Annotated in this window: 10 protein-coding genes; all 10 read left to right on the forward strand. The window is 51.0% G+C overall.

Going from position 1 to position 15867, the window contains the following annotated elements; translation table 11 throughout:
* The first annotated feature begins 93 nt into the window (after positions 1–93).
* The gene (locus T499_RS0103105; RefSeq protein WP_080517193.1) at positions 94–1344 is read left to right on the forward strand and encodes a sensor histidine kinase; all 1251 of its coding nucleotides are present in this window, start codon (positions 94–96) and stop codon (positions 1342–1344) included.
* Between the two features lie 136 nt (positions 1345–1480).
* Entirely contained in the window at positions 1481–2257 is a 777-nt protein-coding gene (locus tag T499_RS0103110) for a head GIN domain-containing protein (RefSeq protein ID WP_084162866.1), read from the forward strand.
* 121 nt (positions 2258–2378) lie between these two features.
* On the forward strand, positions 2379–3083 hold the full coding sequence (locus tag T499_RS0103115; protein WP_033149701.1) for a sugar phosphate nucleotidyltransferase: 705 nt from the start codon (positions 2379–2381) through the stop codon (positions 3081–3083).
* A gap of 56 nt (positions 3084–3139) precedes the next feature.
* A complete protein-coding gene (locus T499_RS0103120) occupies positions 3140–3925 on the forward strand; it encodes a hypothetical protein (protein WP_033149702.1) in 786 nt (261 codons plus the stop codon).
* Positions 3926–3948: 23 nt separating this feature from the next.
* The gene (locus tag T499_RS0103125; RefSeq protein WP_033149703.1) at positions 3949–4854 is read left to right on the forward strand and encodes a CDP-alcohol phosphatidyltransferase family protein; all 906 of its coding nucleotides are present in this window, start codon (positions 3949–3951) and stop codon (positions 4852–4854) included.
* A gap of 39 nt (positions 4855–4893) precedes the next feature.
* Positions 4894–5583, forward strand: coding sequence for an HAD family hydrolase (locus T499_RS0103130; protein WP_033149704.1), 690 nt, complete (start codon positions 4894–4896; stop codon positions 5581–5583).
* On the forward strand, positions 5584–8211 hold the full coding sequence (locus T499_RS0103135) for a DUF5686 and carboxypeptidase-like regulatory domain-containing protein (protein ID WP_033149705.1): 2628 nt from the start codon (positions 5584–5586) through the stop codon (positions 8209–8211).
* A gap of 237 nt (positions 8212–8448) precedes the next feature.
* Entirely contained in the window at positions 8449–9468 is a 1020-nt protein-coding gene (locus tag T499_RS0103140; protein WP_013065421.1) for a LacI family DNA-binding transcriptional regulator, read from the forward strand.
* A 23-nt stretch (positions 9469–9491) separates the two neighbouring features.
* Positions 9492–12590, forward strand: a complete 3099-nt coding sequence (locus tag T499_RS0103145) for a ligand-binding sensor domain-containing protein (RefSeq protein WP_033149706.1) — start codon at positions 9492–9494, stop codon at positions 12588–12590.
* Positions 12591–12716: 126 nt separating this feature from the next.
* Entirely contained in the window at positions 12717–15794 is a 3078-nt protein-coding gene (locus T499_RS0103150) for a TIM-barrel domain-containing protein (RefSeq protein ID WP_033149707.1), read from the forward strand.
* Positions 15795–15867: the final 73 nt, after the last annotated feature.

The raw sequence follows: 15867 nt of genomic DNA on the forward strand, positions 1-15867 counted from the left end.
ACAAAAAATCTTCGTTTTTTATAAAAAACGGCCAAAAAATGCTCGTTTTCCAAATAATTTCCTTACTTTTGCCACATTAATTCAAAACCCAAGATGTATAATTTGCTACTATACACGCAATCGGAAAGTCCGTACCTCGTTCCGGCCCTTTGGTTGGGCGGTGCGTTGTTGTTCTTGTGGCTGTTCATCATGATTTTTGTTCAGCGTCGCGCTGGTCGTAAGCTCCAGACCGAGTTGGTCGAGCTCGAAAAGGTGCGCCAGAACAATGTCGAGTCCGAGTTTGTGCTCAAGGCCATGAAGCTCAGTACGTGGCATATCGATGTGCCTACCAAGATGCTTTATGTAGATGCCGATTTCCGTGATAACAAAGGTGGCCTGGTGGGTCCGCCCGAATTCCCGATCGAAGATCTCACCAATGTCATCGATAGGGCCGATGCCCAGCGTGTGTGGATGGCCATCGATAAAATCTGTACCGGTGCCTCGCCTTCTTATCACGAGGTGTATCGTGTAAAACTGGGTAAGGGTGCCCTGTACTATTGGGAGGAGAGTTATGGTACCATTGCAGCCCGCGATGTGGATGGCAATCCTACCCGTATCGTAGGTACCTCTATGCGTATCGATGCCCAGAAGCAGATGGAGGCCGACCTGATTGCTGCCCGTAACAAGGCCGAGGAGAGCGACCGCTTGAAGACCGCCTTCCTGGCAAACATGGGTCACGAAATCCGTACGCCGCTCAATGCCATTGTAGGTTTTGCCGACTTGCTGCCGGTGGTTGAGAGCGAGGAGGATCGTAACCAACTCATCTCCGAAATCCAGAAAAATAACTATAAGCTGCTTAATATTATCGATGGACTGGTCAGCATGTCGAAGGTCGAGGCCGAGGCCAAGAGTCTGGTCAAGTCGCAGACCAATATCGTGCCTGTGCTGCAGGAGATTGCCGATTACTACCGCACCATGGTAGATGGCAGCACCGTGGTTCTGGCCACCCAGTTCCCTTATCCCGAGATTCTGATGAACACCGATATCACCAAGTTCAAGGAAATTGTCAACAACCTCATGCAGAATGCCGTCAAGTTCACCGCACAGGGTTCTATCACCTTGGGCTTCGACTTGCAGCAAGGCGACAAGCTCCTGCTGTGGGTGCTCGATACAGGTAAGGGTATTGCCGAGGAGCATCAGGAGCGCATCTTCGAACGTTTCTTCAAGGTCGATGAGTATGTGCCTGGCACAGGCTTAGGCCTGTCGGTAGCCAAGAGTCATGTCGAGAGCTTAGGTGGTAGCATTGGTGTCGATTCTGTGCTTGATAATGGCTCGCGTTTCTGGGTCGAGCTGCCATTAAGCTAAAAAAAGTTTCGTCCCCTTGCAACTTTTCTGCTGTTTCCAACGTCTAACAGTCAGAGAAAGTTAATTTAATGTTTCATGTTTCGCTCGGCTTTGCCGCTTTTACAAAGGCGGTACGCCGACTAAAAGAATTTTTAATATGAAAATAAAGTATTTTCTGTTCGTCCTTATTGCGTTTCTGCTGACTTCTTGCAGCTGCAGTCGCGAGAATATGTCGTTTAAGTTTGGTGATTTCGGTCCGAAGGTTACCGAGAGTCGTTCATTACGTGGTTTCGAGGGAATCGAGGTGTATGGCTCACCCACCGTTTACTACCAGCAGGCCGACTCGTTCTCGGTCAAGGTTAAAGGTCCTAAGGATATTGTTGATAACATCATCACCGAAGTGTCTGATGGCAAACTCACCATCCGCAATCGTGGTAAGATAGGCATGTTCAACATCAATTTCGGTGGCGATTACACGCTGGCTGTGTACGTTACTTCACCCGATCTTGTGTCGGTTTCCTTGGCTGGCTCTGGCGATTTTATCAGCGAGAGAACCGTGGATACCGATAATATCACCATCAACTTAAAGGGCTCTGGCGACATCCAGTTCTCGTCTTTGCTGTGCGATCGCTGCAATCTCGAGGTGGTAGGCTCAGGCGATGCCTCTATCCGCAACCTCGATACCCGCGAGACTGACGTGACATTGATTGGCTCGGGTGATATCAACTTGCGCCAGCAGAATGCTGCCTCTACCCGTATCACCCTGCGTGGCTCAGGCGATGTGAATGTTGAGTTTGCAAAAGGCTGTGGCTCAGTCGATGCCCAGCTCATGGGCTCGGGTGATATCGACCTCCGGGGCACGGCTCAATCCATGAACAAACATAAAAGTGGCTCAGGCGACATCGATACCGATAATCTCAAGGTGGGGCGTTAAAACCCCACCTTTTTTTACGGTTTTATAGTAAATAAAACCTAAATATATAGCCAAAGTTTTCGTAATTCGGTAAAAATGCGTACCTTTGCCGCCGAAAACTAGTAATTTTTGACGATTCAGGATGAAATATGCAATTATAGCTGCTGGCGAGGGATCGCGATTGGCACAAGAAGGCGTACAGGCGCCAAAGCCCCTGGTAGAAGTGGGTGGCGAACATCTGATCGACCGTTTGATACGTGTGTTTATGGCCAATGGCGCCAGCGAAATATGTGTGATTTGTAATGAACAGATGACGGCTGTGGCTGCGCATCTGAAGGAGATAGCAGAGGCAAAGCAAGTGCCCCTGAAGTTTATCGTGAAGAGTACCCCCAGCTCTATGCACAGTGCCTGGGAGCTGAGCAAGTGGCTCACCGACGAGCCCTTTGTGCTCACCACCGTAGATACCATCTTCCGCGAAAAGGAGTTTGCTACCTATGCCAAGACCTTTGAGTTGCTGGCACAGACAGGCGAGGTGGATGGCTTGATGGGCGTTACCGATTATATCGACGACGAGAAACCCCTGTATGTGGGTACCAACGATGCCCTGCAGATAACAGGCTTCTTTGATACCTGTGAGCAGCCTAAGTATATCAGTGGTGGCATCTATGGCTTAACACCTAAAGCCATTCCTGTATTGCAGCGTTGTATCGAGCGTGGCGAGAGTCGTATGCGCAACTTCCAGCGTGCCCTGGTGGCCGATGGTTTGTTGCTCAAGGCTTACCCCTTCTCAAAGGTGCTGGATATCGACCATGCGAGCGACATACAAAAAGCTGAAGACTTTTTGTAATTGAGAATTGAGAATTGAGAATTGACAATTGTGAATTGTAAATTATAAATTAAGAATTGAAAATTCTTTTAGTACAGCGGGCGGAGGTGTTCTCACCTAATTCGGTTGAGAAAGATAAGGCGATACTCGAGGCAGTAGGCGCTAAGCTTTGTGCGGCTGGTTACGAGGTAGAGATGGTGAGCGAGGAGCAGCCGTTTAATCCTGCCGGTTACCACCGTATTTTTACGATGGGACGCCTGCCACTGACACTCGACAAACTGCGCGATTTCCCTGCCATCAATTCCTCTACAGGTATTGCCAACTGCGCGCGCTGCCAGTTAGAGGCGCTCATGCAACAGATTGGCACGCCCATGCCACCACGCCAGGGGGCTTATGGCTACTGGCTGAAGCGTGGCGATACCGCTGCACAGGATAAGAGTGATGTGCAGTTTGCGGCTAATCAGACCGAGCTGAACGAGAAGATAGCTGCCTTCCAGCAGCGTGGCATCACGGCCTATACCGTCAGTGCCCACGTGCCTGGCGATCTGGTTAAGTTCTATGGTGTGGCTGGTACGGGCTTCTTCCGCTATTACTATCCCACAGATGATGGCGACACCAAGTTCAACGACGAACTGCGTAATGGTATCGCCCGTCATTATCCCTTTGTGGTAGAGGCGCTGCAGGCCGATGCCGAGAAGCTGGCACAGGCTGTAGGCATCAGCGTATATGGTGGCGACTGCATCATCCGCGAGGATGGCAGCTACTGTGTCATCGATTTCAACGACTGGCCCAGCTTTTCGCGCTGCCGCCAAGATGCGGCAATTGCGATTGCCGCACTAATTGAAAATTGCAAAATAGTATAATAGTAAAATAGTCAAATAATATAATGGCAACATTTAAGGAATTACTGAAATTATCATTTAAATCGGAGGATACTGAAGAGTGGTTGGATGTGCATTTCACACGTCCTATAGGACTGGTATTTGCATTGTTGTGGAACAAACTGGATATCCATCCCAATGTCATTACCATTGTATCGATCTTCTTAGGCGTGGGCGCTGGTTGGATGTTTCATTACACCGACCTGCTGCACAATGTCTATGGCGTACTGTTGCTGATGTTCGCTAACTTCTGCGACTCTACCGACGGTCAGATGGCACGTATCACTGGTAAGAAAACCCTGATTGGTCGTATGCTCGATGGTTTCTCGGGCGATTTGTGGTTCACCTCTATCTACTTGGGTATTGTGGCCCGCTTGTGGTATCAGACCATCCCTGGCACCGATATCGAGTGGCGCTTCTGGGGCTTCCTGCTGTGTGCCGCTGCTGGCATCGGTCTGCATGCCAAACAGAGCTCTCTGGCCGACTACTACCGTCAGATCCACCTCTTCTTCCTGTTGGGTAAGGATGGTAGCGAGTTGGATAACTACAAGCAGCAGCGTGCGTACTACGAGTCGTTGCCTAAGAGCGATGTGCTCTCGCGCGTGTTCTATTATAATTATGCCAACTACTGTAAGAGTCAGGAGCAGCGCACCCCTAACTTCCAGAAGTTCTTTGCCGCTTGGAAGCAGCAGCCCTCTGAGGATATTCGTCAGCGCCTGTTAGCAGGTAGTCGTCCTTTGATGAAGTACACCAACCTGCTCACCTTCAATGCGCGTGCCATCACCATCTATGTCACCTGTCTGCTCAATTGCCCTTGGGTATATCCCCTGGTAGAGATTACCGTCTTCCAGGCCATGTATATGTACATGCACCACAAGCACGAGGCCCTCTGTGCCCAATTGTATTTTTAATTCTTACATTTTTTAATTTTTACATTTTTGCATTTTAAAATGATTAAGGGTTATATATTTGATTACGGTGGGACCTTGGATACCGGTGGACAGCACTGGGGAAAGGTGATTTGGCATGCTTACGAGCGCCAGCAGGTGCCTGTGAGCGAGGAGGCTTTTCGCGAAGCCTATGTGCATGCCGAGCGCACATTGGGTAGAAATCCCATCATCCAGCCCGATTTTACGTTCTACAAAACGATAGAAACCAAAATCCGCATCCAGCTGGAGTTCTTAAAGGAACAGAACTATGTTTCTTCTGTCTCTTCTTATCTAAAACCTCTCACAGACAGCTTGTACGAGGCAACTGTGAAAGAGACTGCCAAAAGTCGCGAGGTGTTGCTGCAACTCAAACAGCAGTACCCCATGGTGCTGGTCAGCAATTTCTATGGCAACATCGCCACTGTGCTCCAGGAGTTCAAGTTGGATGGTATTTTCGATAAGATTATCGAGAGCGCCGTGGTAGGCGTTCGCAAGCCCGACCCACAGATTTTTACTTTGGGCGTTGAGGCCCTGGGCATGCAGCCCGATGAGGTAGTGGTCGTAGGCGATAGTATGGATAAAGACATCATCCCTGCCGGAAAGGCGGGATGCCACACTGTATGGTTCAAAGGCGAAGGTTGGACCAACGATCCCGTTGATGAGTCCCCCGCCGGGAAAGTAATAACAGACTTAACACAGATTTTAAAGTAAATGAACAAACGATTAAACCTTTTGGTTTGTATGCTGCTGTTAACGCTGGGTGCGCTGGCGCAGCACACCATCAGCGGACAGATTGTGGATGCCAAGACCGGCGAGCCCATCCCCTTTGCCAGTGCCCAGTATCTGGGTCATGGGGTAGGAGTGGCCTCTGATATCGATGGCAACTTTTCGATTGTCCGTCATAATGGCTGGCAGCTTACCTTTACGTCGGTAGGCTACGTATCCCACACGGTACAGATTAACTCGGGTATCAAGAACGTCATCAAGATAGCGCTCAAGACCGATAATAAGATGCTGAAAGAGGTCACCATCAAAACCAAGCGTGGCCGCTACAGTCGTAAGAACAACCCGGCTGTTGAGATGATGCGTAAGGTGATAGCTGCCAAGAAGCAGACCGATCTCGACAACCGCGATTATTATCAGTACAACAAGTACCAGAAGATTACGCTGGCACTCAACGATTTCAAGCCCGAGGTGCTCGATTCGCCCAAGTATAAGAAGAAACAGTGGCTTATCGACCAGATTGAGGCATGCCCATATAACAACAAACTCATCCTGCCCATCAGCGTGGATGAGACGGTTTCGCAAAAAATCTATCGCAAGAAGCCACACGACGAGAAGACGATTATCAAGGGTATCAACACCCAGGGTATCAACGACCTGTTCCAGACGGGTGATATCCTGAACACCATCATGAAGGATGTGTTTACCGATGTGAACATCTACGACGACCAGATCCGTCTGTTGCAGTACCCCTTCACCTCGCCTATCGGCAAGGATGCCATCGGCTTCTACCGCTATTATATCGAGGACACGCTCATGGTTGACAAGGACCTGTGCTACCATCTGCACTTCCTGCCCAACAACCAGCAGGACTTTGGTTTCCGTGGCGACCTGTATATCCTGGCCGACAGCAGTTGGCAGGTCAAGCGCTGCGAGATGACCATCCCTAAGAAGAGCGATGTAAATTTCGTGGAGAATATGCAGGTGGTGCAGGAGTTCACGCAGTTGCCCGATGGCGACTGGGTGCTGAGCGTGGATGATATGTTTACCGAACTCAAGCTGGCCAACTTCCTGCAGAAGTTTGCCGTCATCCGTAACACCCGTATCAACGATTATGCCTTCGACGAACTGCCCAAACAGCTGTTTAAGGGTACGAAGAAAGAGGTGAAGGATGTGAACGCCATGATGCGTAGCGACGAGTTCTGGAACCAGTATCGCCAGGTAGAGCTCACCAAGGCCGAGAGTCAGATGGACCAGTTTGTCAATGGCATGCAGAATGTCAAGGGCTTTAAGTGGGTACTGTTCGGTTTGAAGGCTCTGGTCGAGAACTTTGTGGAGACAGGTACCAAGAAGCACCCCAGCAAGGTGGATATCGGTCCTATCAACACCATGATTACCAAGAATATCATCGATGGTATTCGTACGCGTATCTCTGCCCAGAGTACCGCTAACCTCGATTCCAACCTGTTCTTCCGTGGCTACGTGGCCCGTGGTTGGGACTCTAAGAAGTGGTATTACAAGGGCGATGTCATCTGGTCGTTCAATAAGAAGGAGTACCTGCCTCGCGAATTCCCGCAGCGCACGCTCACCTTCTCATCTACCTACGATGTCATGTCGCCATCCGATAAGTTCATGCACACCGATAAGGATAATGTGTTTACCGCCTTTAAGTGGAGCAAGGTAGATAAGATGATGTTCTACAACCGCCAGTCGGTTACCTTCGAGCGCGAGGAGGACTGGGGCTTCCGTACCACGCTCTCCATGAAACTCGAGGAGAACGAGGCTGCTGGTAGCCTGTATTTCATCCCTATGTCGATGTCGTCTGATCGCAGTCTGTGGACCAACTGGAGCCATCCTAACTTGCCCCCGGTAGAGGGATTCAGCACAGGAGTACTGCCAGTGCAGTCGCAGAAGATCCGCACCACCGAGTTGCGTGCCGAGTTGCGTTTTGCCCCCGGCGAGACTTTTATCAACACCAAGCAGCGCCGCCTGCCTATCAACCTCGATGCCCCTGTGTTTATCGTCAGTCATACCCTGGGCTTGAAGGATGTGCTGGGCGGTCAGTACAGTTATAACTACACCGAGGGCTCTATCTACAAGCGCTTCTGGCTCAAGTCGTGGGGAAAGATGGACTTCAATATCAAAGGTGGTATCCAGTGGGAAAAGGTGCCATTTCCCTTGCTCATTATGCCCGAAACCAACCTCTCGTACATCGTGCAGGACTACACCTTCGAGGCCATCAACAACATGGAGTTCCCCACCGACCGCTTCCTGTCGGGACAGGTCAACTGGGATATGAACGGTAAGATTCTCAACCGCATCCCGCTGTTGCGTAAGCTCAAGTGGCGTGAGTGGATTGGCTTCCGTGTACTGTGGGGCGAACTTAGTGATAAGAACAATCCCTACAAGGATCACAACATCGGCAATCCTATCCTGATGTACTTCCCCGAGGGTAGCTACGTCATCGACCCCAAGCGCCCCTATATGGAGCTGAGCTTAGGATTGCACAATATCTTCAAGATAATTCATGTGGAGTATATCCGCCGTTTGAACTACAACGAACTGCCCACCGCCCACAAGCATGGCGTGCGTTTCATGGTGCGAGCCACGTTCTAAAAACGGTTTAAAACACGTATAAAAATAAAAAGCAAGAGTGTCATCCCGACAGTCTTGCTTTTCCATTTTCTAACTAACTTATTATCAACTATTCATTACTCATTTCTGATTTTGCTGGTGCAAAGGTACGAAGAAAAATGCTCGAAATCAATACATTAAGGCAAAAAACACACGTAAACGTTTGCGATTTTCAAAAAAATGTGTACCTTTGCAACGTCACATGATACGAATGTAGAAATGGTAACAAATAAACGTAGAACCTCACTCAAGGATATCGCTCAGGAATTGGGCGTAAGTATAGCTACTGTCAGTCGTGCCTTGCGTAGCTCGCCCGAGATTGGTGCGGCCATGCAGGAGAAGGTGAAGGAGTTGGCACGTAAGATGAATTACCGTCCCAACCCCTTTGCGCAGAGTTTACGTAAAGAGGCGCCAAGAGTCATCGGTGTGGTAGTGCCTAACCTGGTTACGCACTACTATTCGGCTGTGCTCGATGGTATCGAGGACGAGGCCCGCAAGGCTGGTTACTCGGTCATCAGCGCCAACACCCACGAGGATAGCGAGCTCGAGGTAAAAGCCATCGATAACTTCATCAACCTGCATGTCGAGGGCATCATTGCCTGTCTGGCGCAGGATACGCGCGACTACAGTCACTTCGAGGAGATCTACAACATGCAGATACCCATGGTGTTCTTTGGGCGCACCTGTTTGTCGGATAAATTCTCGTGTGTCACCGCCAATGGCGACATCGCTGCCCAGCAGGCCACCCAGCACCTCATCGATACCGGTAGCAAGCGCATCGCCTTTATCGGCGGTCCTAACCACCTGGATATGGTGGTGCGCCGTAAGCATGGCTATTTAGAGGCTCTGCGCGAGAACCGTATCCCCATCGAGCGCGACCTGGTGGTATGCGAAAAGATTGATTTCGACTGGGCCCTGGAGGCGGCTACCCGTCTGTTGCAGATGCCCAACCGTCCTGATGCCATCCTGGCCTTCAACGATATCATCACGTTTGCAGCTTTTACAGCGATCAAGCAGCTGGGCCTGCGTATCCCCGACGATGTGGCACTCATTGGCTTTACCGACGATGTGCATGCGGGCTATGTCACCCCACGCCTCTCGGCCATTGTCGATCAGAGCTACGAGATGGGTACCGAGACCTGCAAACTGCTGTTGAAGAATATCAATGGCGACAGCCATATCTACAAGAAGATTGTGCCGCAGAAACTGGTCATCCGCGAAACATCGGCTAAGAAATAAAAACTCCTTTTGATAGTATATATATGAAACGTCTACTTACCTATATCCTCTGTCTGTTCTGCCTCACTGCAAGTGCGGCAACAGCCGTCATCCCCGACATGAAGTTCCGTCGTATGGATGCCCGCGACGGTCTGTCAAACTCACAGATCAACTACCTGTTCCAGGATTCGCGTGGCTTTATCTGGATTGGCACCTCGTACGGTCTGAACCGCTACGATGGCTACCGTTTCCGCATTTATTACTCCAATGCCACCGATACCACCTCGCTGCGTAACGACCTGGTGGATCAGATATGGGAGGATGCCGACGGTATGCTGTGGCTCAAGCAGGGCATGAACTACAGTCTGTTCAACCCCTTTACCGAGCAGGTAAATCGCAACCCTAAATCAGTGTTGTCGCAATGGGGTATCAAAGGTAATATCGACCGTTTCTTTGTCGATTCGCAAAAGCGTTTCTGGGTTAAGACCTACGACGAGGGTTTGTATTGCTATAACCCGCGTAAAAAGAGCTATAAGCTCATCAAATATGGCTACGAGCAGAACGAGATACCCAAGGAGTACAACTTCTCTAACTTTGCCGAGTGGAACGATAAGCTGCTGGTCACCTCAACCGATGGCGACCTGATGATTATCGATGGCGAGAAGGGCGAGATTATCCAGCGCGACGACTTTATGAAGCTGAATGGCGGACAGTCGAGTCAGGCCTATAACTGCTATGTGGATAAGCATAGCAACTACTGGGTGCTGAACGTGGGCCATGTGTTTGTGTACGACCAGAAGGATAAGAAATGGTACGCCCATCTCAACGATTATCTGGCACAGTATGGCGTACCCCCTCTGCCAGCAGGTCTCGAGGTGTGGGATGTGTGCATGGACCAGCGCGGTTGGATGTGGCTGGCTACCGACCACATGGGTATCTTTGTCATCGACATGAAGCGTGGTGAGGTCAAGAACTTCGTCCATAACAAGTACGACGCCACCTCTATCAGCGAGAACACTGCGAAAAAGTTGATGCTCGACCGCTCGGGCAACATGTGGATTGGCTGCTATCGCAACGGCTTGAACCAGTATATCGAGAAACTCCTGGGCTTCAATACCTTAGAGGTGGGCGACGTGAACACCACCTGTGTGGATGCTGCCGGCAACTGGTGGTTTGGTACCGACAACCGTGGTATCATCAAATACCTGCCAGCCACTGGCGAAATCGAGGTGTACGATAAGGCGCGCTGCGGCTTTGCCAGCGATGTGATGGTGTCAAGCTATGGCGCCAAGGATGGCTCGGTATGGTTCGGAACCTATAATGGTGGACTCATTCACCTTTCCAACGGACAGGCCAGGAACTACACCATGGCGAATACCAGCGGAAAATTGATCAATAACAACATCTGGTCGGTTACCGAGGATAAGTGGGGCGACATCTGGATGGGTACCCTGGGTAGTGGTGTGCAGCGCCTCTCTACCAAAACCGGACAGTTCCGCACCATCAACTCACATAACTCTACCATGCCCGAGGACTTTATGACCACAGCCACCTGGAATGCCAAAGGCTGGCTCATGGTGGGTCACTCGCAATACTACTCGCTCATCAACCCCGTGAGTGGTAAGGTTGCCAACATGAAGATTCCTACCGTCGAAGGTCAGCAGGCTGCCATGCCTTCTTCTACCTGTGTCTTCGAGGATAGTCGTGGCCTGGTATGGCAGGGCTCTACCTCAGGCTGCTGCATTGTGGATTGGAAGAACAATACGCAGACCTTGCTGGATATGAACAGCGGACTGATTGGCTCAAGCGTGGTGGGTATTGCCGAGGATAAGCAGCACACCATGTGGGTGGTTACCGAGTATGGCGTATCCAACGTGGTAGCTAAGAAGGACGACCAGGGCCAATGGACCTTCAATGTGCGCAGCTTCGGCACCAAGGATGGTCTGCAGCAGGGCCCTTACAACCAGCGTTCTATCTGCATCACCCAGGATGGTCTGGTGCTGGTAGGTGGTGTGAATGGCGTGGATGTCATCAACCCCAAGCTGGTTACTAATATCGACAACAACGAAACACCTATCTTCAGCGGTCTGAAACTCTTCGGACAGCAGTTGGGTATTGGCGAGGCTTACGATGGTCGCGTCATCCTCGAGGAGGATCTTAACGTGAGCAAGGAACTCATCCTGCGCCACTACGAGAATCAGTTCACCATCCAGTTGGCCACCGACAAGGGCGAGATGCACAACGAGTCGCGCTTCGTCTATCAGCTCGAAGGCTTCAGCGATAAGTGGATTAAGACCGAGGAGAACGATCCTAACATTACCTATATGTCGTTGCACCATGGCGACTATATCCTGCATGTGCGCATGCTCAATGCCGATGGCACCATGGGCGAGAACGAGGCCACCCTCAAGATTACCATCACCCCGCCGCTGTTGCGTAACCGTTGGATTATGGTCATCTTCCTGGGGCTGGTACTCTTAGGTGTGTTCATCTGGCGTAGGTTCTTCCTCAAGCGTCAGGCCGAGAAGACCGAGCGCGACTATCTGCGCATGGAGGTGATGAAGAAACAGTGGATGGCCGAGATGCGTGCCGAGCTGCAACAGCAGCAGGAGAACGATCAGAAGGCTCAGGCCGAGGAACTCTACAACGAGGCATGGAGCATCGAGGAAACGGTGAAGAAACCACACGACCTGCAGCACTTCATGAAAGAGCAGTGCGCCCAGTTCAAGGCACCGCTTGGCAAGCATGTCAAGTTCTCGTTCTTCCCGTTGGCCAACGACCTCACCGTCGATTTCGACCGCGAGCAGATGGCACAGGCCGTACAGATGCTGCTCAACAGCTGTGCCCTGTTCTCACCAACCGACTGCCGCATCAAGGTGTTTGTCGATAAAACCTCTACCTCCGGCTCTATCCGTATCTCGGATAATGGCGTGGGTATCCCCGAGGGTGGCGAGGAGACCATCTTCGATCCAATGGTGAGCGACGACGACTCGGGCATCAGTCTGTTCTTCGTCAAGGCCATTGTCGAGATGCATGGTGGTACCATCACTGCCGAGAACAACCCCAGTGGCGGTTCTATCTTCACCATCACCCTGCCCGTAGAGCAACTGCCCGAAGAAGCGGTCATGATGGATGATGATTAAACATTAAACATTAAACATTAAAGGCCTCGATTAAGCGAGTGCACAGCCAAGCTTGCTTGAGCTTTGCCGAGCGTGAGAGGGCTCGATACGAAGTATCAACATTATTAAGCAAACAATAACTAAGTAATGAAACGAATTAAGATTTTAGTGTCTGGCTTGCTGCTATCCTCAACCATGATGGCAGCTGTGGTGCAGACCAATGGAAACAATGTGACTATTACGCCTGATGGTGGTCAGGCCAAGGTAGTTTACCTTGAGGTGATTAACAACCAGATTATCCGTGTGCGTGCCACCAGTAAGGATGCGTTGCCTGTTAAGCCTACCTCGCTCATCAGGGTACCTGTGGCAGCACCTGCCAAAGGCTCTTACACCATTACCGACGAGGGCGACAACGTGGTGGTCAGAACACAGAAGGTAAAGGCTGTGGTGCAGAAGGCCACCGGTCAGATTACCTTCTTCGATGCCTCTGGCAAACAGCTGCTCAAGGAGGCCCAGGAAGGCAAGAAGTTCTGGGACTTTACCGTACCTGAGCGCGAGTTGGGTATGAAGACGGGCTATACCGTTCCCGAGGAGCAGAAGCATGGTCTGTCGTGGCAGATGAAGTTCGACAGTCCCGACGATGAGGCTTTCTATGGCCTGGGTCAGCACCAGAGCGAGGAGTTTAACATGAAGGGAAAGAACGAGGATCTGTTCCAGTATAACACCAAGGTCAGCATTCCTTTCGTACTCTCTAATAAGAACTATGGTCTGCTGTGGGATTCTTACAGCTACTGTCGTTTTGGTAATCCCAACGATTACCTGCAACTCAATCGTGCTTTCAAACTCTACGATAAGAGTGGTAAGGAGGGTCATCTCACAGGCACCTATATCGATGCCCGTGGTAAAAAGCTGGTCCGCGACGAGGACTCTATCTATTATGAATATGGTACGCCCGAGAAATCGCTCATTGCCCAGCAAACCGATAATGGCGGCATCAAAAACTTCCCCAAAGATATCAATCTCATGGGTGCCACCGTCACTTACGAAGGCTTCATCGAACCCCAATTGTCAAATGGTAAATTGTCAAATAGTCCATTGTACCAGTTCATTCTGTATTATTCCGGTTACGTCCGTGTCTACATCGACGGCAACGAGGTTGTCCCAGAGCGCTGGCGTACCGCTTGGAACCCCAATGCCTATAAGTTCTCAACCGAATTGCAGCAGGGCAAGCGTGTGCAGTTGCGTATCGAGTGGCGCCCCGATGGTGGCGAGGCTTACTGTGGACTGCGTGTGGCTGAGCCCCGTAGTAAGCAGGAGCGTGAGCAGCTCAGCATCTGGAGCGAGATGGCCAAGGATATGGACTATTACTTCATTGCTGGCGACAACCTCGATCAGGTGGTCAGCGGTTATCGCACCCTCACTGGTAAGGCGTCGCTCTATCCCAAGTGGGTGTTAGGCTTCTGGCAGAGTCGTGAGCGTTACAAAACACAGGATGAGATTGAGGGAACTCTCGCTGAGTTCCGTAAGCGTCATATCCCCATCGATAATATCGTACAGGACTGGAACTATTGGCCCGAGGACCAGTGGGGAAGTCACCAGTTCGAGGCATCGCGCTATCCCAATCCCCAGCAGATGCTCGACAACGTACACCAGATGCATGGTCGCTTTATGATTTCGGTATGGCCTAAGTTCTATTGCAATACCGACAACTACAAGGAGCTCGATGCCAAGGGGTGGATGTACACCCAGAGCCCCACCGACGATATCCACGACTGGGTAGGCCCCGGCTACACCAATGGCTTCTACGACGCCTACGACCCCGGCGCAAGAAAAATGTTCTGGCGCCAGATGGACGAGAATCTGTACACAGGCTTGAGCAAAAGTTCAATGGTCCGCTCCAGCTCTGCTGGCTTGCAAGGCAAGAATGGTCCGCTCGACCCGAAGGGGCGCTTGCTACCAAAAGGGACGCAAGAATGTTCAATGGTCGACGCTTGGTGGATGGACGCCTCAGAGCCCAATGTACGCGACTGCACTCCCATGTGGTACCGCAAAGCCCTGAGTGGCCCCACAGCATTAGGCACCTCAACCGAATATTTCAATGCCTACTCAACCGTGAATGCCGATGCCATCTACAATGGTCAGCGTTCTGTTTGGAAGGGTAAGCTTAACGAGCCAAGAGTATTCCTGTTGACACGTAGCGGATTTGCTGGCGAGCAGCGTTATTCTACCGCTACATGGAGTGGAGATATCGGTACCCGTTGGGAGGATATGCGTGCCCAGATGACGGCTGGTTTGAACTATTCTATCTCTGGTATTCCTTTCTGGGGTATGGATCAGGGTGGCTTCTGTGTCGAGAACCGTTATGTGGCTGCCCAGCAGTTGTACGATCGCACCAAGGTGGAGAACGAGGACCTGAAGGAGTGGCGCGAGCTGCAGACCCGCTGGAACCAGTTCGGCACCTTTATTCCATTGTTCCGTTCGCATGGTCAGTGGCCATTGCGCGAAATCTGGAACATTGCCCCTGAGGAGCACCCCGCCTACAAGTCGTTTGTTTACTACGATAAACTGCGTTACCGCCTCATGCCATACCTCTATTCACTGGCTGGTTGGGCCCACTTCAAGGATTACACCCTGATGCGCCCCTTGGTGATGGACTTTAATGGCGATCGCGAGGTAGAGAACATCGGCAACCAGTGGATGTTCGGTCCCGCCCTCATGGCCTGCCCCGTAGGCTACTACAAAGCCCGCAACCGCAGTGTCTACTTCCCCGCCCAGTGCAGTTGGTATGACTTATACACCGGCGAGATGATCAATGGCGGTCAACGATTGATCGTTGACGCACCATATGAGAGGATTCCGGTGTTCGTGCGCGCTGGCGCCATCATCCCCTTCGGTCCTGAGATGGAGTGGAGCGACGAGAAGCCCGCCGAGCTCATCCATCTCTACGTCTATGCCGGTCAGGATGGCTCGTTCCAACTCTACGAAGACGAGGGTACCAACTACAACTACGAGAAGGGTAAGTACGCCACCATCGATATCACCTACGACGATGCCACCCGTACCGTTTCGTTTGGTGCGCGCAAGGGTCAGTTCGCTGGCATGCTCAAGAATCGTCAGTTCAATATTGTACTGATATCAAAAGAGCATCCCCAGCCGCTCAACCTCGACAACCCATCGGGTAAGCTCGTTTCTTACAACGGAAAGGCTATCACCGTCAAGTTGTAATCTGTGAGATAGCAATACGCAAGTTATCTTGTTAAAATAGTCTAAAAAAGCGATATGTTGGTTGCAACGTATC

Origin of the sequence: Prevotella sp. RM4, from assembly GCF_000701965.1 — a bacterium.
Taxonomy (GTDB): Bacteria; Bacteroidota; Bacteroidia; order Bacteroidales; family Bacteroidaceae; genus Prevotella; species Prevotella ruminicola.

Excerpts from the sequence above, each read along its gene's own strand:
- T499_RS0103105 (WP_080517193.1), top strand. The coding sequence starts at position 94 with ATGTATAATTTGCTACTATACACGCAATCGGAAAGTCCGTACCTCGTT.
- T499_RS0103110 (WP_084162866.1), top strand. The coding sequence starts at position 1,481 with ATGAAAATAAAGTATTTTCTGTTCGTCCTTATTGCGTTTCTGCTGACT.
- T499_RS0103115 (WP_033149701.1), top strand. The coding sequence starts at position 2,379 with ATGAAATATGCAATTATAGCTGCTGGCGAGGGATCGCGATTGGCACAA.
- T499_RS0103125 (WP_033149703.1), top strand. The coding sequence starts at position 3,949 with ATGGCAACATTTAAGGAATTACTGAAATTATCATTTAAATCGGAGGAT.
- T499_RS0103130 (WP_033149704.1), top strand. The coding sequence starts at position 4,894 with ATGATTAAGGGTTATATATTTGATTACGGTGGGACCTTGGATACCGGT.
- T499_RS0103135 (WP_033149705.1), top strand. The coding sequence starts at position 5,584 with ATGAACAAACGATTAAACCTTTTGGTTTGTATGCTGCTGTTAACGCTG.
- T499_RS0103140 (WP_013065421.1), top strand. The coding sequence starts at position 8,449 with ATGGTAACAAATAAACGTAGAACCTCACTCAAGGATATCGCTCAGGAA.
- T499_RS0103145 (WP_033149706.1), top strand. The coding sequence starts at position 9,492 with ATGAAACGTCTACTTACCTATATCCTCTGTCTGTTCTGCCTCACTGCA.
- T499_RS0103150 (WP_033149707.1), top strand. The coding sequence starts at position 12,717 with ATGAAACGAATTAAGATTTTAGTGTCTGGCTTGCTGCTATCCTCAACC.